This is a genomic window from Nostoc sp. NMS8, assembly GCF_017115045.1.
In the GTDB taxonomy this organism is placed as follows: Bacteria; Cyanobacteriota; Cyanobacteriia; order Cyanobacteriales; family Nostocaceae; genus Nostoc.
This window is the reverse complement of the sequence record NZ_JABXKK010000039.1, coordinates 12,940-36,349: the sequence shown is the minus strand read 5'-3', so window position 1 is coordinate 36,349 and position 23,410 is coordinate 12,940. Positions and strand designations below refer to the sequence as shown.

Below are 23,410 nucleotides of genomic sequence, written 5' to 3'. Positions count from 1 at the left end.
TTTACCTGTGTGAGGATAACATGATGGAACGGAAATCTTCAGGAATCAAATACTTTGCAGTGCTGATTGGATTCCTGCGCGATCGTCAAGGATTTCTAGAGGAAGTTCGTCAAGGGATAAGATTACCAAATAAAATCATTTCACTATTAGTTTGCAGTTCTTTATTTATCGCTGCTTATGGCGGAATCATTGGTGCATACCATAGCTGGATGCAGGCTATATCTTCTGCAATTAAACTCCCAGCCCTCTATTTAATCACACTGTTGATTTGTATCCCGACGTTATATTTTGCTAACATTATTTTTGGTTCCAAACGGACTTTTGGACAGCATTTAGCATTAGTCTTAACTGCGGTTTCAGTCACAAGCGTACTTTTATTTAGCTTTGCACCAATCACACTATTTTTCTTAATCACCACCAACAATTACCAATTTTTGATTTTGTTAAATGTCTTTATCTTTGCAATCACTGGATTTATTGGTATTTCGTCTTTATATCAAGCCACAAGTTTAGTTTTAGAACAAGATGATGAAGGTAGTAAAACCCGCCAGAAGATTTTACAATTTTGGCTATTTCTTTATGCTTTCGTAGGCAGTCAGTTAGGATGGACTCTCAGACCGTTTTTTGGCACACCTGGTTCTATCTTTGAACTATTCCGCGAAAGAGAAGGTAATTTTTATTTAAGCGTCATTAAATCTCTTAGCTATCTCTTTGGATTCCGCTAATTAGTCATTAGTAATTCCATAAAATATAAAACGTATCAAAATGTGCAGAACAAGGAAAAGTTTGGAATGCAATTGACTTGTATTCAGCCAGACAACAACAGTGCTAGCTTTACCCAAATTGCAGTTTATTGATTACAAGGTGGTTTCATGAATAAATTTGTAATTAGCAGTTTGTTAACACTTTTGATTCCTGTGGGATACACACTAGCTCAACCCGTACCATCCAGACAACCAGTTAAACCTGTAACTACTCCTAAAGCAACTACTATTAGGCTGAGAGACAACAGTACCTTGACTGCTGACAAATTGATTCCCCAAGCTAAAATTATTGCCAGGGTCAACAAAAAAGCTGTCATCAAATCTATCAAACTTGTGCATTTTGGTGAACATCTAGCCACCCGTAAAAAAGTGGTTGGTGTAGAGTCAGAAAATCCAGAGATATCCAGCAATCGATTAGTGTACGAATTGATTACAGAATTAACAGATTTTACAATTCCCCGCGTCGGTCACTTTGATCGCGCTACCATTACAACGATTATCGACGCTGAGACGGGAGAGACTTTGAGTAGTGATATTTATGCTCCTGCGGGCGCATTTCAATCTAACCATGATGCCTTACCACCTCGTGAGCAATGGAAAAACGAGTAAGGGGTATTAGCTATCGCACTACAATAATTGGTGTTCCCAGACTGACCTGATCGAATAATTCTTTCACATCGTTGTTGTACATCCGAATACAACCGTGTGACGCAGCCTTACCAACTGAATCAGGATTAGGCGTACCGTGTAAGCCAACCCAATTTTTACCGTTAGTCCAAAATCCAATCCAGTATTTGCCAAGTGGGTTTTCCGGGTCTCCTCCGGGGATAGCCTTATTTGTAAAAGGATTTATCCAAGTAGGGTTTTCCAACATTGTACGAACTCGAAAATTACCAACTGGACTGTCCCAGCCTTGACGACCTACTGCTATGGGATAACTTTTAATGCGGGTTTTTCCTCGATACAGGGTAACTCGACGGTTGCGAAGACTTATTTCTAGGTGAAGAGGTTGAATAATTAAATTATTAATATTAGTCGCTTGAGAGACTAAATTATTGGTTGGAGTATGAGGAGTCACTTTTAGCTCAGAAGCTAACGACATAACCGGATTAAAATTTAATCCAGATGCAAAAATAAAAATAACTAACTTATCTAATTGCTTGAACATTTTAAATTTTAGAATTCTTGCCATCAATACTTAAATATCCAATTAATCATCAATTATTTGTTTTTTGAGTTTCTACTTTAGTGTAGCTATTTTAGTAATTATTCTTAATGTCTAGAAGATTTTAAGCACTATATCAAGAGTGATTTGGTGAGGAAGGTAAAATAAAATTCTTAAAATAAGTTGCAGTAGAAATCGAATCAATTGACAGCGCATCTCATCTTTTCTACTGCATTTAATATTGATACAGCGTTTCCTAATCACATCATACAAGGTAGATCGTAGTCGCCTCGTCGCTTGCTCTTAGGGAATTGGGGGTAGGGTTCTTGTACCTCACTCAAGCGGGAACCGCTATTAACTAGAGGTAGCAAGCTTAAGAAACTCGCTAGTCTGTGTAGGGCTAGTAAATTACCATAGCGCTCTGACACCTCCACCAGTGTTGCCACCACCTGTAGTGCTGCTACCACCTGTAGTGTTGCTACCACCTGTAGTGTCCTGCGTTCCGGTAGTGTTGCTACCACCTGTAGTGTCCTGCGTTCCGGTAGTGCCGTTAATTGGATACTGCTGTGTTCCAGTAGTACCATTACTTGTTCCATTAGTGCCGTTAATTGGATACTGCTGCGTTCCAGTAGTACCATTACTTGTTCCACTAGTACCGTTATTTAGATTCTGCTGTGTTCCAGTAGTACCATTACTTGTTCCATTAGTGCCGTTATTTAGATTCTGCTGCGTTCCAGTAGAATCATTATTGGCATTATTTGGGGACTGCTCCGTTCCGTTGGTCGAATCACCTATAGATTGTCCTGCTTGAGAGTACAATCTATTACCTATCGGGGCTTGACTAGTTTCCAAATTTCGAGCGTTGGATTGAGGTATAGCAGCATATACCGGAAGACTTATTAAAGCACCAGTACTAGCAACTCCCACAAGGCTAGCAAGCATTTTGAGCAAATTTTTACTGTGGTTTACGTTCATTGGTATCTCCTGAGTTTGAGTTGAAAGTTAAATGCTTCTTATCCCACTAAGCAAGTTGCTGAAATCTAGAAAAAGTTTTTTCTATTTTTCAACTAAGACTAATGATCTAAATCAAAAGTATTGAGAGGAACGTTGTTATTTAATTAACAATTTAACTGAATTAGTTTCCTAGTCCTTCTCCCTAAAGTCTAGTCTGATGTTAAATTAAATTGTGATATTCTAGACGCTATTTTTTTAATAATATATTTTTAATAATTTACTTCTTTAGATATACACTTAATATATTTTTTCATCTAGAAAACAATATTTTAAAGTTGATATAGCGTTTCCTAATCTAGCGAGGTACAGCTTAACCTCATCCTGATAAAACTGTGCTTTATCTCCTCTTTTTTTAGTAAACAGAGAGGTTGTGGTTGAGGTTTTGATATCTAATTCATGCACCTGGAAACCGCCGTAACATAAATCCGAAAATAATACAATTGTTTATGGATATAGTTAAATTCAGCTTGCTGTTACTAAGATCAAAACTATTACCAGCTAGCTATGCACCCCTACAAATAATTGTGATTCAAATAGATAATAAAAGGGCTGTTTAGCTTACTTTTCCAGACGCCAGCCCAGGGCTACGGCGACTTCAGCAGCTAATTCTACGGGGATTTAAACCCCGAATTAAATGGGTACTACATGTAGATTGCAGGTTCTTAAACCCTTTAATTTACGATAAGCTTAAATTGCAACATCAATTAAATTAATCATAAAACTTTCAATACGCTTCAACAGAAAAAACCTTCTGCTAAACCTGTGAAAAAACGAGTCACGCTTACCTTCCCGAAACGCGCTGTGCAAATGCCAGTCACTTATGTGCTGGCTAAAGAGTTCAACGTCGCTGCCAATATTATCCGCGCCCAAGTTGCTCCAAATCAAATTGGTAAACTAGTAGTAGAGCTATCGGGAGATATCGATCAATTAGATGCGGCTATTGAGTGGATGCGATCGCGCCATGTTAACGTATCTTCTACACTAGGCGAAATTGCGATCGACCCAGATGTATGTGTCCACTGTGGCTTGTGTACTGGGGTTTGTCCTACCGAAGCCCTCACCCTCCACCCAGAGACGTACAAATTGACATTCACGCGATCGCGCTGCATCGTCTGCGAACAGTGTATTCCTAGCTGTCCCGTACAAGCAATTTCTACTAACATTTGAGATTACCATATACACCAGGAATGATAACCCGTCCTAATTTATTACCAATCCAAAATTGATCAATTCTGCTACTCGAAATTATTCATGCTCTGTAAATTCATCAGTATCAACTAAAGCTAGTACCGCAAGGCGGAAGTCAAAAGTCAAAAGAATTGTATTCCAAGCTCTTGCGCCATTTGAAATGATATGTTTCTTTACGCCATGCTGTACTAAATAGATGCTCAATAGTTGAGGCAAGGTAAACTCTGATCTTATGGCCTTTGATAGATAATGCTTCTTTATCAAAGACTATACAATTATTAATAGTCATAAATATTACTTAGAAATTCTAATTGCATAAAAAGATATCAAAAACAGATGCTAATTTTTAACTAATGTTATTATGCAATAACCTCATGAGGTAGTCATTCAGATAAATTATGAAATTAGCCACACAACCCACAGTAAAAACTCTAGGAGACTACGCCTACCAAGCGATTCAAAAACACTTTAAGAAAACCTTTAAGTGGGAAAAATCAGTGAAGAAAGATGAAGATCCAGAAGCGCTGCATCAAATGCGAGTGGGAATGCGCCGCTTACGGACAGCCGTAACTCGCTTTGAACTCGCGGTGGATGTATCCAAACCAATCAGCGATAAAAATATTGGTAAAATAGCGCGTCGTCTTGGTAATCTGCGAGATTTAGATGTACTCAAAGAAAGTTTGGAAAACAATTACAAACCAAAGTTGCCCCGCAAAGAGCAAGAATCTTTGCAAACAGCTTTCACAGCTTTAGCTAAACAACGTGAAGATGTACTATCGAGTGTACAGAAAACGTTAAAAGATGAATCTTACAAATCTCTAAAAGATGCCTTAGATAAATGGTTAGAGAAACCCACTTATCAAACTTTGGGATCTGTCACGATTCAGCAAGTACTACCAGACTTACTTTTACCAGAAGTGAGTAACTTATTATTGCATCCGGGTTGGCTAGTTGGCACCCAATTTGTCAACTCCGAAGTTAAAATCCAGAAAAGTTGGGAACCAGAAAAAATAGAACAACAATTGATGACAGAAGGCGAAATTCTTCATAGTTTGCGAAAAGAAGCTAAACGTGTACGCTACCAAATGGAGCTATTTAGTGAATTATATGGTGAGTCTTACGCAGCTTATATTGAAGAAGTAAAAAGTATCCAAGAAATTTTGGGTACGATGCAAGATAGTGCGGTTTTAACTGACTGGCTTACAGATGTTTTCAAGTCAGAAATTCAGACTCAGTTGCCCACCCTTGCTACTTTGTTAACTGAAAATCGTTACCAGTCGTGGCAACAATGGCAACCTTTGCAAGAACGGTATCTGAAAACTGAAACCAGGCATAGTTTTCATTTAACAATACTGCATCCGCTTTCAAAGATTGTTTAAAAAGTGGTTGGCTGTGATTTTAGGCACTTGTTAATAAATCCGCCTAACCAACGCCACTCACTCCACTTAGGGACTGAAAAAATATCCAATAGATCTCTTGCAAAATTATTTTGTGTTATGTTTGGGGGTTTTGTCCGTTGAATCGATCTAATTATGCGATACGAACTCACAAAAAAGTTATCAAATCGGCAGTTCAAACCTTTGGTTGGAGTGCAAAAACATACGTTTGATGAGATGGTCAATGTATTGCCAGATACAGCTAAAGTATTGGCAATTTGAGGCTATTTTTCGAGTGTTTTTTGTCTAAGTCCCACTACTTAGCCATCCGTTAACCGTTGCGGTCTTTGTCAATAGTTCAGCTAGGACTTGGACATGAGGCTTATCCACCATCGTAATATGATTACCTGGAACGAAATGAATATCCACAGGTTGGGCAGAAAGTTTGTCCCAACCCCACGCTAAATCTTCTACAATATCGAAAGTCATCTCACTAGTAGTCTCGTCAGTAATCATCTCGCTGGCGCGAAAGAGAGTAATTCGGTTTGGATAGACTTCTTCTGAAACATAATCAATTTGACAATTAGCTTTGAAAACTTGTACCCAATTGCGAAATTGCCTGATGTCCGTTCCTAGTGGTAAAGCCTTAGCCATTTCAAACTGTTCTAGGAGATACTTGAATTGCTCATCTAAATCAAGGGGCTGGAGATCAGCGTAAGACACTTTCAGGTTCTTTTTGAATAGAAGTTCTGCCGCTTTTGAAAACTGAGTCAACCATTGAGCATCATCCCAATCATCGGTTACTAGTTTACTGGAGCCAACAATCGGTGCTTTGGTGTCGAAAATGGCAAGTAGACCCACCTCATGTCCTTGCTTTTGCAACTGAATTGCCATCTCAAAGGCTACCTTACCCCCAAATGAATGACCTCCTAACAAATAGGGGCCTTGGGGTTGAACAGCCTGTATTTCTTCAATGTAATGCAGTGCTATGTCCTCAATTCTGGTGTAGAACTTTCCGTCATCAAGGCCTGGTGCTTGTAAACCGTAAAATGGTTGGTCTGGGCCAAGATAACGTGCCAAATCATATAAATAAATGACATTTCCATTGGCTCCAGGTACGCAGAAGAAAGGCTGCTTTGAACCGCCTGGTTGAATCGCTACCAAAGATGACGAGACAGAGGAATCAGAGAAATCTAAATCCTGTCGAAGAATAGCTGCTAACTGCTCAATCGTCGGGGCTTGGAACAAAGTTGCTAAAGGGAGATTTTTCCCAAACTGCTGCTGAATCTTAGCCATCAAGCGAACGGCCAAAAGGGAATGACCACCAACCTCAAAAAAGTTGTCCTGTAATCCCATGCAGTCAACTTCTAGAACCTCTGACCAGATTTGTGTTAGTTGCAGTTCTGTTGTGTCACGAGGTGGGACAAAGCTGACCAAGCGATTGACTTCCAAATCTGGTGCTGGTAAGGCGCGGCGGTCTACTTTGCCGTTGGGTGTCAGGGGTAGAGAGTCCAGGATAACAAAAGCGTTTGGCAGCATATATTCTGGCAACTTCTGCTTGAGAAAGTGCCGCAATTCGCTAGTTGTGGGTGTTGCTTGGTGTTGTGGCACAATGTAGGCGACTAAGCGTTGATCTCCGACAGTATCTACTCTGGCTGTGACGACAGCTGAGTGGATTTGAGGGTGTTGACTCAGTAGTGCTTCTATTTCACCCAATTCGATGCGGAAGCCCCGCACCTTAACTTGATGGTCTATACGTACTAGGTACTCGATACTACCATCACTTAAGTAGCGTGCTAAGTCCCCGGTTTTGTAAAGCCGGGAATCCGGGTCAGTGCTGAAGGGGTTGGGGATAAATTTCTCTTGTGTTAATTCTGGGCGGTTGAGGTAGCCTCGTGCTAACCCAGCACCACCGATGTGTAACTCTCCTGGTACACCAATGGGAACTGGTCGTAAATACTTATCTAGAATGTAGATTTGTGTGTTGGCTATGGGACGACCGATAGGTGGCGAGATATTATTATCCTGTCCATAAGAAACTACTATCCCTGAAGTTGTGACAACAGTATTTTCAGTTGGGCCATAATTATTCACTATCTGGAAAGGGACTAACCTTGACGGATATCGATGAAGCTTATCTCCCCCAGTTAGTATAGTTCGCAACGCTGTAGTTTCTGTCCATTCCAGAGACAATAATTGCTCTGCCACCGGTGTTGGCAGAAAACTGATAGTGACCTTTTTCGATTTCAACCAATCTTGCAAATCCACTGGAGACACAAGGATTTCAGGTTTGACTAAATAAATACTTGCTCCTGCGGTTAGGTAAGGCCACAATTCCCATACAGCAGCATCAAATGCTGTTCCGGCTAACTGAGTGGCTTTGTCTAATGAAGTGATTTCAAAAGCACGTTGATGCCAGAACACTAGATTTAGCAGTCCATGATGGGCAACTAATACTCCCTTTGGCTGACCTGTAGAACCAGAGGTATAAATGACATAAGCTAAGTTACTAGCTTTCGTCGCAGTGATTAGATTCTCTTGGCTTGACTGAGAAATCACTTGAGCATCAGTATCCAAACAGACAAAGTTTGCTTGAAGCTCAGGTAGTTTATCAAGGAGTCGCTGTTGAGTCAGCAGTACTTGAACTTGAGCGTCTTCAAGCATAAAGCGCAAACGTTCACTTGGATACTCTGGGTCAAGTGGCACATAAGCACCATCAGCCTTGAGAATGCCCAACAGTCCCACAACCATTTCTAAAGAACGCTCGACGCAAATACCTACCAGCACATCGGCTTTCACACCTAAAGACTTCAGGTAGTGCGCCAACTGGTTAGCGCGACAGTTCAATTCATAGTAAGTCAGTTGTTGATTTTCAAATACGACTGCCACTGCATCAGGGGTACGCTCAACCTGCTTTTCAAACAACTGATGGATACACTGATCTTGAGGATAATCTACCTGAGTATCATTCCACTCAACTAATAACTGCTGTTGCTCAAATTCTGTCAGTAGGGGCAATTGGGAAATGGGCTGCTGTGGATTGGCCACAATTCCCTCAAGCAGTGTCACAAAATGACCTGTCATTCGCTCAATAGTGCCTGCATCAAACAAATCAGTATTATACTCCCACACTCCCACTAGTCCGGTAGCAGTGTTCTGCATTGCCAAGCTAAGATCAAACTTTGCAGTTGCGCTTTCTGTTGGCAATAAACTGACAGTTAACCCAGTTAACTCTATGGTCGATATGGGAGCATTCTGGAGGACAAACATTACCTGAAACAGTGGTGTATGGCTGAGGTATCGTTGTGGTTGTAATGTTTCCACCAACATTTCAAATGGTAAGTCTTGATGAGAGTATGCATCCATTGCCATTTCTCGAATACGAGTGAGTAATTCGCTAAAGCTAGGATTGCCTGATAAGTCTGTACGCAGAACTAAGGTGTTGACAAAAAAGCCAATTAACCCTTCAATTTCACTACGATTGCGGTTAGCAATGGGAGATCCAACCAGAATGTCTGATTGTCCTGTGTAGCGGTAAAGTAATGTATCAAACGCTGCCAACAGTGTCATGAACAAAGTGGCTCCTTGCTGCTGACTAAGTTGTGTTAATCCATTAGTTAGCTCAACAGAGAGTGCAAACTCTTGATATGCCCCGGTGAAAGTCTGCACAGATGGTCTGGGCCGGTCTGTGGGGAGCGACAATAAAGCTGGTGCATCTGCCAGTTGTTGTTGCCAGTAACTCAGTTGGCTTTGCAGTACATCTCCTTGTAACCAGTGTCGCTGCCAAATGGCGAAATCTGCATACTGAATTGGCAGTGGCGCTAACGGAGAGGGCTGACCTTGAGAATAAGCATTATACAGGGCTGATAATTCTTGCACAAACACACTCATTGACCAACCATCAGAGACAACATGATGCATAGAAACTAACAACACGTGTTCTGTGTTATTAAGCACAACTAATGTCGCTCTAACTAATGCTTCCGTTGCCAGACCAAAAGGTTGAATAGCTTGTTGTTGCGCTAAAAGCTTAGAAGCAATTTCTTGTTCAGTTGTAGATAAATGCTTCAAGTCAACAATTGATAGTGTCCAATTCGTTTGTGTTTGAATGATTTGAGAAGGTTTTCCATCAACTGTAATTAAATTGGTGCGTAACGCTTCGTGGCGATGAATAATTTCTTGTAAGCTTTGTTCTAAGGCTGCAACATTAAGAGTTCCTACTAGACAGAAAGCTAAAGGTATGTTGTATAAGGCACTGTTCGACTCGAACTGATCTAAAAACCACAGCCTATTTTGGGCAAATGACAGTGGTAATTCTGCATCCCTTGCCCTTGGTAAAATGGGCACGGATGTCAGTTCTAAGTTTTGTTGCTGCAACTGCTGAATCGATCGCGCCAATTCGGCAACTGTCGCTGTGGCAAACAACTCACGCAACGGTAGTTCTACTTTGAAAATGTTGCCAATGCGTGAAACCAATTGCGTTGCTAGTAGTGAGTGTCCCCCAAGTTCAAAGAAGTTATCATGAATTCCCACTTGCTCTACTTTTAGAACTTGTCCCCAAATTTGTACCAGTATTTCTTCAAAGGGGGTGCGCGGGGCTATATATTTGTTTTTGAGTTCGCTGTCTATATCTGGTGGTCTTAATGCACGGCGGTCTACTTTCCCATTGGGAGTTAATGGCAGGGACTCCAACATGACAAAAGCATTTGGCACCATGTACTCTGGGAGTTTTTCCTTTAGGGAGTGACGTAGTTCGCTGATTGGGGGTGTACAGTGCTGATGCGGCACCACGTAGGCAACTAAGCGCTTCTCTCCTGGGGTATCTTCACGAGCAATAACACAAGATGCCTGCACATCGCCATTTTGATTCAGTAGTGCTTCTATTTCACCTAATTCGATGCGGAAGCCCCGCACCTTAACTTGATGGTCGATACGTCCTAGGTATTCGATATTGCCGTCACTTAAGTAGCGTGCTAAATCCCCAGTTTTGTAAAGCCGGGAATCCGGGTCAGTGCTGAAGGGGTTGGGGATGAATTTCTCTTGTGTTAATTCTGGGCGGTTGAGGTAGCCTCGTGCTAACCCAGCACCACCGATGTGTAACTCTCCTGGTACACCAATCGGCACTGGTTGCAGGTATTGGTCTAGGATGTAGATCTGCGTGTTAGCGATCGCCCGCCCAATGGGGACAAGTTGTCGATTAATCCCCTGTTTGCAAGTCCAGAAGGTTACATCAATACAAGCTTCCGTCGGCCCGTAGAGATTGTGCAAATTCACATTTAGTTTGCTGAACAAGCCCTCTTGCAGAGCAACAGGTAAGGCTTCACCTCCGCAGAAGACTTGTTTGAGAAAGTGGCAAGTTTCGATTCCTCCCTGTTCTAAAAGCATTTGCAGCAAGGATGGGACAAATTGAACAGTGGTGACTTTCTCTTCAGAAATTAGCTTTAACAGGTAAGTAGTATCTTGATGACCTCCTGGTTTAGCCACTAGCAACTGTCCACCCACCAACAAGGGGGCATAGAATTCCCAAACTGACGCATCAAAGCTAAAGGGAGTTTTCTGTAGCACTTTATCTGTTTGAGTCAGGGGGAATGTTGCTTGCATCCAGAACATATGGTTGCAAAGGCTGTGGTGAGAGAGCATCACTCCTTTCGGCTGACCTGTAGAACCGGAAGTATAAATCACGTAAGCCAAGTTACTAGCTTGCACAGCAGTGATTGGATTGTCCTGACTCGACTGGGAAATGATTTGCCAATCAGTATCCAAACAGACAAGCTGCACTCCAGACTCTGGTAGCCTCTCAACGAGTCGCTGTTGGGTCAACAGCACTGAAACTTGAGTGTCTTCTAGGATGAAGCTCAAGCGGTCTTGAGGATAATCGGGATCAACTGGCACATAAGCACCACCAGTCTTGAGAATGCCAATTAGTCCTACAACCATTTCTAAAGAACGCTCGACGCAAATACCTACCAGCACATCGGCTTTCACACCCACAGATTTCAGGTAGTGCGCCAATTGATTAGCGCGGCAATTCAACTGATAGTAGGTGAGTTGTTGATTCTCATACACCACTGCCACCGCATCCGGGGTGCGTTGAACCTGCTCCTCAAACAACTGATGAATACACTTATCCTGAGGAAAGTCCACCTGAGTATCATTCCAATTGACAAGTAACTGTCGTTGCTCAACTGTGGTTAACAGGAGCAATTGCGAAATTTGCTGCTGTGTGTTGGCAACAATTCCTTCAAGTAATGTCTGAAAATGCCCCGTCATGCGATCAATAGTTTCTGGAGCAAACAAATCTGTTGAGTAAGCTACCATGATCTGAAGCCCTTGAGAATGCTCTAAAATGTGCCATTCTAGGTCTAAACGCGTCATGTTGTACTCGAACTCTACCCGACTTAATTGCAACCCTTTTAGTTGTAACTCTTGGGCTGGTACATTCTGTACTGCAAATGTCACCTGAAACAATGGATTTTGACTCAGATGGCGCTCAGGTTGCAGTTCCTCCACCAGTTTTTCAAATGGTAAATCCTGATGAGCATAGGCATCTAAAGCTATTTTCCGCACTCTGGTAAGCAAATCGCTGAAGCTAGGGTTGCCGTCAAGGTCGGTTCGCATCACTAGAGAATTGACAAAAAAACCAATTAGCCCTTCTATTTGACTATGATTACGGTTGGCAATTGGCGAACCCACTACAATATCTGTTTGACCCGTGTAGCGATGCAATAAGACTTTGAAAGCAGCAAGCAAGGTCATGAAAAGAGTCACATCATGTTGCTGGCTGAGTTGCACTAGCGCCTGTTTCAGATTTTGGGGGAGTTCCAGAATTTTTATGCCACCAGCAAAAGACTGTACAGGCGATCGCGGGTAGTCGGTGGGCAACTGTAGTACAGTAATATCTGCTAACTGTTTGCGCCAGTATTGCAGTTGTTCAGTTTGTACTTGTTGTTGTAAACCCTGCTGCTGCCACACGCTAAAATCAGCATACTGGATGGGAAGTTCTGGTAAGGGTGAAGGCTTGCCAGTTACAAAGGCTTCGTAGAGTACAGCGAGTTCGTGACTGAACACTCCTATTGACCAGCCGTCTGATATGATATGGTGCATGACCAACAGCAACACATGCTCAGTGGGTGCTAGGCGCAACAACTTCACACGCAGCAAGGGTAGCTGAGTTAAATCAAACGGTTGGGAGGCTTCAATGGTTGCCAGTTTGCGGACTTCATCCTCGCGTTTTCCTTGAGGTAAATCTTGCAGGTCGATAGTGGCAAGTGTTAACTCCAAGGTGGAGGCTATTAGCTGCCTCGGCTTTGCTTCAATTGTCTGAAAGCAGGTACGCAAGGTTTCGTGACGACGAATGATTTCATTAAAGCTGCGCTTGAGAGCTAAGATATCTAAGCTCCCAACAAGACGAAATGCAAAAGGTATGTTGTAGAACGGGTTAACCGGTATCAACTGGTCTATGAACCACAAGCGTTGTTGAGCAAAGGATAGAGGAAATAAGCCGGTTTCTCTGCTTTGAGGGGTTATTCCTTTTTTTTGTGAGTTTTCTTGTTTTTTGTCACGTAGTTTTAAGAGAAGTTCTAATTTCTCTGGAGATAACTCTGCAATTTTTTTAGAGATATTGGTCAAGTGAGTATCCTCTGTGAATTCAAAGATTGGCGAAAAAGTCAAAATACTAAAGTATTGTTGTCTGTTGGATTATTGTCAGGACTTACGCATTCTCTACGAGAAGCTTCTGCCAACACTTTCCTCTCGCAAAGAAGACGCAGGGAACACCAACACGCAGCGTCTCGTTCGCGCTAGCGTTTCCAAAGGAGAAGAATTGTAGAATGTGTGTAAGTCTTATTTGTTTGAAGGAAGGCTCAAGTATTTACGGCTGTAAGCATTACTTTTACTTGCTCTTCATTAAGTTGTTCTAACTGTGCCCAGATATCATCATCTGTTTGTTCAGCTAGTTTTTGTACTATGACACTAGACAGTTGTGCCACTGTTGGATTCTCAAATAAGCTGCCTAGTGGTAACTGCAACTGGAAGACATCTTGCACGCGAGAGATTAGCTGAGTCGCCAGTAAGGAGTGTCCCCCCAATTCAAAGAAATTATCGTGAATGCTGATGAGTGGGACACTAAGAATTTGTTGCCAGATACTAGCAAGCTGACGTTCAATTTCTGTCCGGGGTGCTACCCATTTACTAGGTTGTTGACTAGCCTGAGTGCTTAAAGTCAGCAGTTGCTCTCGGTCAATTGTTCCTGTTTCGGTTAATGGCATTTCTTCAAGCTCTACAAAATCGCAGATGCTTTTAGTGCCAAAGCGATCGCGCACTACAATTTCTGAGAAGCTATCAATAGAGGAATCATTGCGATCGCTGGTAAAGTAAGCAGCTAATTTCTGAATGCTATAAAATTCGTTGTGCGTGTAGCGTCGAATGTTGCGATTGCTGCTATCTAAACCGACAATCAACTGTGTCTGATTACGATATAAAGCAGCGATTAAGGAAGTTAATGCCTGCTCTTTGGAGATGATATGATACCCCATACTACGAGCAGCATCTCTTGCATATACTGGATTTCCCTGACTCATACCGACCTCATCCCACATTGTCCAGTTTAAACAGTAGGTCTGAGGATGAAAATGAGAGCGCTGATACAAAGAACAACTATCTAAAAAGCTATTGGCAGCAGAATATGCACTAAAACTAGCCCCTCCAAATACACTATTTATTGAAGAGAAAGAAATAAAAACCGTTTGAGGGTGATTCTTAATTAGTTGATAGAGTGTCCAAGTACCATGAACTTTGGGTCGCAACATAGAATCAAAGGTCTGCAAAGTTTCCACTGTGATGTAGTGGTTATCAATGACTTTCCAGTGGTATTCTAAATTACCTTCACCTGCTAAATGGATAATCCCTGAGAGCGGTTGATTCCACTTTGTCTCAGCTTGGGCAACAGCTTTTTGTAACCCATCCAAATCACATATATCGATAGCTTGGTAAATAAATTCACCACCAGACTCTTCAATTGCTTGATAATTTTTAATCCGCTTCCCAATATGTGTTTGTTGGCCAATATACTTCGACCATTCACTTCGATTTGGTAACTCTGTTCTACCTACAATAATCAGTTTTGCAGAGTACTCCTTGATTAAAAATTGGCACAGATATGTACCTATTCCACCCAATCCCCCTGTTACCAAATAAGTTCCGCCCTGCTTCAGGGGAATCTCCTGAGTTGGTTGCTGACACATATCTACTTTGGCAAGAGATGATACCAAACGCCGATTGTGACGATAGGCAATTTCTGTATCACTGCTAGAAACGTGAAGTTCTCGCAGAATATGCTGTGCATTCACTTCCACAGATTCAACTTCTAAGTCGATGTGGCGACATTGCAACCAAGACAACTCCAGAGGAATTGTCTTCAAAAATCCAATGAGAGTAGATTTTTCATAAGCAATTTTATCGGCACCTGAGGTAAACTGTGCATGGCTGGAAATAACTTGCAACTTAACCGAATGTTCAGAACCTTGAATTTTAGCTAGAGCTTGCACCAAAAATAGCAAACTGTAGATTCCCTGCTTTTGGGCTTGTTCCAGGGATTCTAAGGTAGAAACTTCTCCGGCATACTCGTCATAAGTCCATAGGTGCAGAATTTGGGCGATGTGGAAGTTATCGGCTGCTAAAGATTCTAGTAAAAGGCGATAGTCATCGGGTTCATCAGGATTAATGCAATAGTGAAGGATGCGATCGCCTCCCACCTCACTATTCAGTTTGGCAAATTTTGAACCAGCTTCCACACAAACACAAGGTTGATTCAGTTCTCTACAAATCAATTGCCCTAATCCCAAGCGATCGAGGAAAACTAGGTAAGAACCTGACTGAAGGCGATCGCTATTCTTTACTACTTGCTTGGATTGCCAAATCTTGCGGTAAAACCAGTCTGGAAGTGTGTTGGCGTTGCCTTTGAGGATGTCAAGCCGTTTGAGAATGTCTTTGAATTCACCGACTTGAAAACGCTCTTTGAGTTGGGAACGTTGAATCTTGCCAATGGTAGTCTTAGGAATAATCTGTTTTTCAACGGGAATCAGATAATCTGGATTAACGCCAATATTTTCAATAACCTGGCTACGCATTTCCTGAGTCAACTTGACAACATTTGCTTCATTAGCAATAACTGGACTGAAAAAGATTGCTAATTTATCAGTGTTGTCAAAGGCACTACGGACAGCAACGGCAGCAGTATATGAAACTTCAATGCCAGAAAGCTCTTCAACTGTTGATTCGATTTCATGACTGTAGTAGTTAATACCATTAATGATAATTACATCCTTCTGGCGACCAGTAATGGACAAACGCCCTTGGTGTAAAAATCCTAAGTCTCCCGTATTAAACCAACCATCCTCAGTGAAAGCTTCTTGGTTAGCTTCCGGGTTTTGATAATAACCACAAGTCACTGAAGCTCCTTTGACCTGCACACGTCCAATTGTTTCCTCTTCCACAACCTGCTCCTGTGCATCTACAATCCGCACCTGAAAACTAGGAATAGGCGCTCCCACTTCCACAAACGAATCATCATCTGTGGTTGAGGACAGGGAAAAGTTGTGAGAGAAAACCACGCCGGAACTGGTTTCAGACATACCCCATGATGGATGCATAGCAGTTGCACAGAGCTTATGAGGGGCAAGCAAGTCCAAAAACTTTCTGGCGTGTTTGGCTACAATTGCCTCGCCGCCATTGAGAATAAATCGCATGGAAGAGAGATCCCAACTACGCTTGCTTATTTCTTGTGCGCGATCGTTAATTAGCCCATAAGCAAAGTTAGGTGCCCAAGTAATCGTGGCTCGATACTGCTTTATCCAATCCAACCATAAAAGAGGATTCTGCAAAAATAGTTCAGTCGGTGCATGAATCTGTTGGCAACCAAGGTAGACATCCCGAATATGGAACATCACCAAACCTCCTACATGGTCTAGTGCTAACCAATTCAAGGAGACATCATTACCACTAAAATTATTCATGATCGCGGTAGCAGCTGAACGGCTTAACAAAGCATGATGGCTCTGCATGACTGCTTTGGGAATGCCCGTACTGCCAGAAGTCAACAGCAAGATTGCTAAATCTTCTGGCTGGCTAACATGCCAATTCTGGTCGGGTTGATAACGGCGTAATTCATCGATAGCTTCAATTTGAAAGTTTTCTAAGTTTAATACCTTTGACCAAGAACGAATTGCTGAAGCTAGCTTTGCTGTAGTCAGCACCGTTGGTCGTCCTAGCATCTGCCAAGCATTTTCCAGCTTACTAATGTTGGTGCTACCTCGCTCATAAGTTGGAGCGATCGCGATCGGTACTGGCACAAAGCCCCCCAACACGCAAGCCCAGAACGCTGAGATGAAATCTTGATTTTCCTCTAACTGGAAAATTACTTTGTCTTGAGGCTTTAAACCCAGCTTTCTCAAACCTGCGAGAATTCGCTGCGCCTCCAAGAGCAAATCCCCATATGATTGACTGCGTTGGTTGCCATCTGATTGGATGTAAACAATTCCTTTGGTTGGGTTATCTTTAGCTGCTCGGTGTAGGGCTTGTAGTAAAGTTGGGACATTTTCATCTAGATGTAGTGGTTCACCATGACTAATAGCTAGTCTGTTTGACCCTGATTTATTGTTGCTCACCTCCTTTAGATACGCTGACGTGAGGACTTGCCGATCGCTTTTTTCGCGGGTGGTAACTTGATTATCAAGAAGCAAATCAGACAAATGGAGCGGTAGGAGGGAAGGAACCTGCTGTTGAACCACCACTGCTACTTTATCTATTTCCGGCAATGCTTGCAGTTTTTCTTCCCATCTTTGCACCAAATCAAAGTCAATAACTTCTAGACGGGATAAAGCTTGTTCATCTACTTGTCCAGTTTGTGTGAGGGGTAGAGCAGATATCGGTACATAGGCAGAGGGGAGTAAGTGAGTCGGTAAAATAGTTTGCAAGTGGGATTGTAGTTGCTCTGGAAAGAAAGCTCCTGACAAAACTACGTAGGCTATTAGTTGTGGCCCTGCTGTTTCTGTTTCCTGCACCAGCACCCAAGCATCATCTACGGCAGGAGACGCTAATAAGGCTGTTTCTACTTCTGAAAGTTCTACCCGATAACCTTTAATCCAAGTCTGCCTCTCTATGCTCCCTAGTAGTTCTAAGGTTCCATCGTTAAGACGGCGTGCCAATTCACCTGTTTTGAACAACCACTGCTCAGAGGTTTGTTCCAAGGGATTTTTGATCAAGCGTTGCCCTATTTCTTCATCAGCGTTGAGATAACCTCTAGCTAAATTTGTGCCGCCGACATAAATTTCCCCTTTCACCCCGATTGGTACTGGTTGCAAGTACCGATCCAAAATGTAAACAGACCTGTAAGTGGGATGACCAATGGGCAGAGTTGGTTGTGTGCCGAGGGATTGAACTTTTAAGCTTGTCAATTCTCCCGCAGTTTCAGGTAAGCTATAAAGATTGTGTAACTCAGCTGTGAAATGCCCTCTGAACGCTTCAACTACCGATTGTTGCAAGGGTTCGCCACTGCACAACACTAAACGTAGCGATCGCAATTCTACTTTCTCTTTACTCAAGTAGGTAATCAAAGCTGATAGCGCAGCGGGAACAAAATTAATTACACTCACTTGTTGACTAACAATCAAATGCTGTAAGTCTGTTGGATTGTCTTGATTGTTGGCAGCAATGAGCAAACGTCCTCCCACAACCAAAGGCCAAAAGATTTCCCTAACGGCGGTATCCTGAGTTAAAGGAGCTTTGTGCAGCACTACATCAGACTGTGACAAAGCAAAGGTTTTTTGCAGCCAATTCAGACGTTGACTAACTGCGCCATGTTCTACTAAAATCCCTCGCTTTGACGAGTATATGACATAGGCAAGGTTTGCGGGTGTTGTTTGATGAGGCACGTTTTCCTCGCTTTGTTGTGCAATCACCTCCCAGTGTGAGTCTAAGCAAATTACCTGCGCCTGATGTTCTGGAAGATGTTGTACTAGATGCTCTTGAGTCAACAACACTGATAACTGAGTTTCTCCTAAAATCAATCGCGATCGCTCGTTTGGCTCAGATGGGTCTAAAGGCACGTATGCACCTCCTGCCTTGAGAATACCCAACAACCCGATGATCGTTAAAAGCGATCGCTCTACACAAATGCCAACTAAAGCTTCTGGGCCAACCCCTAGTTTTCGCAAATAGTGCGCGAGTTGATTTGCCTTGGCGTTTAACTCTTGGTAGGTAAATTGCTGGTCTTGCCAAACTACTGCTACTGCATTGGGTTGGAGTTGTGCTTGCTTTTCAAATAACTCATGGATACATTGATTTGCCGTAAATTCATTTAGTTGAAGATTCCATTTTACTAACAGTTGATGCTGTTCTTTCTCTGTTAGCAAAGGTAATTCACCAATAGGTTGGTCGGGATTAGCAACAATAGCTGCAAGTAAAGTCTGGTAATTATTTACCATCCTGGCAATGGTATCTGCCTCAAACAAACCGCTGCTATATTGCCACAAACCCAGCAGTCCGTTTTTTGTTTCCCAAATTAACAAGCCCAAATCGCTGCCAGATGTTGCAGAATCTAGCATTTGCGGAGTCAAAGTGACATCAGCTAACTCCAATGCATCTAGTGAGAAATTCTCTAAGACAAACATGGTTTGGAAGAGAGGATCGTAGCTTAGAGAACGTTTTGGTTGCAAGGCTGTTACTACTTGTTGAAACGAAACATCCTGGTGAGCATAAGCAGACATTGCAACTTGCCGTAGCTGAGTGAGGAACTGAGAATAAGTAGGGTTTCCTTGAATCTGGTTACGTAGTACCAAAGTGTTGGCAAAAAAGCCGACAATTGGTTCAAAAACCCGATGATTGCGGTTAGCGATCGCACAGCCAACAGATATATCTTCTTGTCCGCTATAACGATAAAGTAATATTACGTAAGCACTAAGTAATATCTGATATAAAGATACTCCTAGTTTTTGGCTTAAGCTATTGAGTTGCTCGGTCAAATTGCGATCAATTTCAAATTGCTTGCTATCACCTTGGTAAGTCTTGACTGAAGGGCGTGGTTTGTCTGGGAGTATTTCTATGGAGGGTGTAGCACCAGCTAACTGTTGTTTCCAGTAGTTTAGTTGTTTTTCTAATACTTCCCCAGTCAACCACTGTCGCTGCCAAACTGCAAAATCAGCGTATTGGATGGATAATTCAGGCAGGGATACAGGATTTCCTTCTATGAAGCTGCGATAAAAGGTAGACAGTTCCTTAAAGAATATCGACATTGACCAGCCATCTATAATGATGTGGTGCATAGTCAAAATCAGCGTATGAGATTGCGATCCTAAGCGCAGCAATTTAGCTCTCAACAAAGGGCCGTTACTTAAGTCAAAAACCTGATTAACTTCTTCGTCAATGATTTCTTGCAGCTTTGCTGCTGGTAAACCTTGCATATCCATCACTGGCAAGGTAATTTTGAAGTCTTCGGCAATCACTTGCACAGGTTTACCATCTTTTGCAGGATATGTAGTCCGCAAACTTTCGTGACGGCGAATAATTTCGTTGAGACTCCACTCTAAAGCTGGAATATTCAACGCACCTTGAAAATTTAACCCGAAATTAGTGTTATAATATGATGTCTTGTTCTCTGCTTGAGAGACAAACCACATTCTTTCTTGGGCAAAGGATAAAGGTAAACCGCGCGATCGCTCCACACGCACTATCGGCTCAACATTGCAGGGTATTGCATTCTTCGCTTCTTCGAGAAAGGCAATAATTTCTGTTTTGCGCCCCAACAGTTCTTTTTTCAGGTCTTGGTTCATCACTCCCTTGGGAGCGCGATAACTTAGCTGATTTCCTTCAAGGGAAAGTTTGATGCCTAAACTATTCAAGTAAGAAACAAATTCTAGAGTTGTCATTTATAGGACTCCTTCTTCTATGTTTTCTTCTGCGTAGTCAATAGATACATTCCACTCTTGAGCTGCAATTCGCAACGCTTCAATGCTCTGTTGCAAATCAAATACAGTAGGAGATGCAAAAAAACGATTTACGGACACCTCTATAGAGAAAGACTCGCGCAAACGAGCAATAACTTGGAAGGCAAGCAATGAATTTCCCCCCAGTTCAAAGAAGTTGTCGTGAATGCTGATTTGCTCAATTCCTAAAACTTCTTGCCAGCTTTGAGCAATCTGTCGTTCCATCTCGTTTATAGGAGCGACAAATTCTTTTGTGCCTAAACCGTCACCTGTGTGAGTTATGCCTTTAGTCAGTAAGTTGCGATCGATTTCCCCGCTTGCAGTCAGTGGCATTTCTGGGATTCGCACAAAGTCACATTCGACGGTTGCTTGGAAGCGATCTTGCACCATCACATCTGATATACGCAGAACTTCTAAATCGTTGCTGCTAGTGTAATAGGCAGTTAATTTCTCTAACTCACTAAACTCCGCAGAAAAGCGGCGAATTTTGCGATTGCTGCCGTCTAAACCGACAAACAGCGGTGTTTGGTCATGGCATAAACCAGCTATTAAAGAATACACTCCTTGCTGAGGTTTCATGTCATAGTAACCTTGAGCGCGGGTTAGGTCTTGCCTTTGATAACCTTTGTTAATCCCTATTTCTCGCCAAATTGTCCAAGCGAAGCAATAACTCTGCAATAAACCAACACTGCGCTGGTATTGGTTCAAGCTTTCTAGAAAAGTATTAGCAGCAGTGTAACCGCCAATAGTAGCTCCACCAAAGAAACTCATCAAAGATGAAAAGCTAATGAAAACTCCTTGTTTTTGGTTAACCAACATCTGATGTAGTACCCAAGTACCGAATACTTTGGGACGAAGCATAGCGGTTAAACTCTGCCGCGTTTCATCTAAGAGTAAATGCTCGTGATAAACTCCTGCTAAATGGATTACCCCATCCAACTTGCATCCCCACCGTAACTTGGTCTGTTCTACCACTTGTTGTAATTTGCTGAGATCGCAGATATCCACTGCTTCATAAATCACTGCGTCCCCAAGCTGTTTTAATTCTTGATAAGCCTGAATTTTTGCCGATATGGCTGTAGAGATGTTGGATACAAGGTTTTGCTCAGGTAGAGGAGTCCGACCGACTAAAAGCAATTTGGCGTTAAAAGACTTAATCAAATATTTAGCAATTTCAACGCCAACGCCTCCAAGTCCGCCAGTGATTAAATACATTCCTCCTTGTTTGAAGACAAGTTCTTGCTTTGAGTGCTTTTGGAAATCTACTTTTTCCAAACCTGCAATTAAACGCTTTCCATCACGGTAAGCAATTTCTTGTTCTTTTGATACAATCTGGAGTTCTTGCAGGATAAAATTGCCATTTTCTTCTACCTGGTTTGGCTGTAAATCGAGATGACGACAGTTCAACCAAGATATTTCTTGGGGAATGGTTTTAACGACACCTAAAACTGGCGATTTTTCATAAGCTACTTTGTCTGTTGGCTGTGTGGACTGGGTGTAGCTGGAAACAAACAACAATTTAACTGTATGTTCAGAACCCTGAATTTTTGCTAAGGCTTGAACGAGGAACAACAAGCTATAAATTCCTAAGTCTTGTATCACCTCAAGCGCTTCTAAACTGTTGATTTCACCACTATATTCCTGATAATTCCACAAGTGAATAATCTGTCCGATCGCTAGATTATCTGCTTTTAAGGTCGAGAGCAAACGCTGATAATGATCTGGATTTTCGGGAGCTAAAGTATAATGGTTGGCGCTGACTTGAGCAAAATCTGAACCCAAGGAAACACACACATAAGGCAGATTTTGTTGTTTTAGTTGCTGGCATAAGAAAATCCCTAATCCTAATTCATCGAGAAATACTAGAGTCAGGTTTGTCCAAGGGTTAGGATTCAATATCGTAGCTTTTTTACAGCGCCAAACTTTTTGGTAGAACCAGTCAGGAATGGTGTTGGCATTAGCGAGTAAAATATCAAGTTGTTTCAGGATATGATGGAATTCACCAGCTTCAAAGGAATTTTTCAGTTGCGATCGCTGGATTTTGCCAATAGAAGTTTTAGGTATTTGTTCTTTTTCAACAGGAATCAGATAATCAGGATTGATGCCAATCTTTTCTACAACCTGGCTACGAATTTCCCCAGTGAGTTTAACAAGGTTTGCTCGATCAGCAATAACTGAACTGAAAAAGATTGCTAATTTATCAGTGTTATCAAAAGCACCACGCACTGCAACGGCAGCAGTATATGAAACTTCTACACCAGATAGCTCTTCAACTATTGCTTCGATTTCATGGCTGTAGTAGTTAATACCATTTATGATAATTACATCTTTCTGACGACCAGTAATCGACAAACGCCCTTGGTCTAAAAATCCCAAGTCTCCCGTATTAAACCAACCGTCGTCGGTGAAAGTTTCTTGATTAGCTTTTGGGTTTTGATAGTAACCACAGGTAAGGCAAGTTCCTTTAACCTGTACGCTTCCAATTCTTTGCTCTTTTTCAAGTTGTTGGTGTGTATCTACAATCCGCACCTCAAACCCAGGAATCGGCGCTCCTATTTCCACAAATGAATCATCATCTGTGGTTGAGTCTAAAGAAAAGTTATGAGAAAAAATCACGCCGGAACTGGTTTCAGACATACCCCAAGCTGGATGCATGGTAGTTGCAGACAACCGATGAGGGGCAAGCAACTGCAAAAACTTACGGGCGTGTTTGGCTACAATTGCCTCGCCACCATTGACAATAAATCGCATGGAAGAGAGATCCCAACTGCGCTTGCTTATTTCTTGCGCCCGGTCGTTAATTAGCCCATAAGCAAAGTTAGGTGCCCAAGTATTCGTGGCTTGATACTGCTCTATCCAATCCAACCATAAAAGAGGATTCTGCAAAAATAGTTCAGTCGGTGCATGAATCTGTTGGCAACCAAG

General features: G+C 42.1%; 9 protein-coding genes and 1 pseudogene. 5 read left to right on the top strand and 5 right to left on the bottom strand.

The window, feature by feature from the left end:
* Positions 1–20 precede the first annotated feature (20 nt).
* Both HWQ39_RS05980 and HWQ39_RS05975 read left to right on the top strand, forming a co-directional pair.
* Positions 21–725, top strand: a complete 705-nt coding sequence (locus HWQ39_RS05980; RefSeq protein ID WP_292842592.1) for an actin-binding WH2 domain-containing protein — start codon at positions 21–23, stop codon at positions 723–725.
* 147 nt (positions 726–872) lie between these two features.
* Complete coding sequence (locus tag HWQ39_RS05975) at positions 873–1,373, top strand: hypothetical protein (RefSeq protein ID WP_292842590.1); 501 nt, start codon at positions 873–875, stop codon at positions 1,371–1,373.
* Between the two features lie 10 nt (positions 1,374–1,383).
* Here the strand turns inward: HWQ39_RS05975 and HWQ39_RS05970 are convergent, their stop codons facing one another.
* Together HWQ39_RS05970 and HWQ39_RS05965 are read right to left on the bottom strand one after the other, a co-directional pair.
* A complete protein-coding gene (locus HWQ39_RS05970) occupies positions 1,384–1,932 on the bottom strand; it encodes a L,D-transpeptidase (RefSeq protein ID WP_292842588.1) in 549 nt (182 codons plus the stop codon).
* A gap of 405 nt (positions 1,933–2,337) precedes the next feature.
* Entirely contained in the window at positions 2,338–2,904 is a 567-nt protein-coding gene (locus HWQ39_RS05965) for a hypothetical protein (RefSeq protein WP_292842586.1), read from the bottom strand.
* Between the two features lie 801 nt (positions 2,905–3,705).
* On the opposite strand from HWQ39_RS05965, the gene HWQ39_RS05960 reads away from it, so the two are divergent.
* A complete protein-coding gene (locus tag HWQ39_RS05960; protein ID WP_292842584.1) occupies positions 3,706–4,110 on the top strand; it encodes an NIL domain-containing protein in 405 nt (134 codons plus the stop codon).
* 419 nt (positions 4,111–4,529) lie between these two features.
* Positions 4,530–5,510: a CHAD domain-containing protein gene (locus tag HWQ39_RS05955; RefSeq protein WP_292842582.1), complete on the top strand. Its 981-nt coding sequence runs from the start codon at positions 4,530–4,532 to the stop codon at positions 5,508–5,510.
* A gap of 303 nt (positions 5,511–5,813) precedes the next feature.
* On the opposite strand, the pseudogene HWQ39_RS05950 reads toward HWQ39_RS05955, so the two are convergent.
* A pseudogene (locus tag HWQ39_RS05950) lies at positions 5,814–13,127 on the bottom strand (amino acid adenylation domain-containing protein); the annotation flags it as partial.
* A gap of 22 nt (positions 13,128–13,149) precedes the next feature.
* On the opposite strand from HWQ39_RS05950, the gene HWQ39_RS05945 reads away from it, so the two are divergent.
* A complete protein-coding gene (locus HWQ39_RS05945) occupies positions 13,150–13,335 on the top strand; it encodes a hypothetical protein (RefSeq protein WP_292842580.1) in 186 nt (61 codons plus the stop codon).
* A gap of 34 nt (positions 13,336–13,369) precedes the next feature.
* Here the strand turns inward: HWQ39_RS05945 and HWQ39_RS05940 are convergent, their stop codons facing one another.
* Together HWQ39_RS05940 and HWQ39_RS05935 are read right to left on the bottom strand one after the other, a co-directional pair.
* Positions 13,370–20,428 carry a non-ribosomal peptide synthetase gene (locus tag HWQ39_RS05940; protein WP_292842578.1) on the bottom strand — a complete coding sequence of 2,353 codons (7,059 nt, stop codon included), beginning with the start codon at positions 20,426–20,428 and terminating at the stop codon, positions 13,370–13,372.
* The coding region (locus HWQ39_RS05935) for a non-ribosomal peptide synthetase (protein WP_292842576.1) at positions 20,429–23,410 on the bottom strand (2,982 nt) is incomplete at its 5' end. It lies immediately after the preceding gene.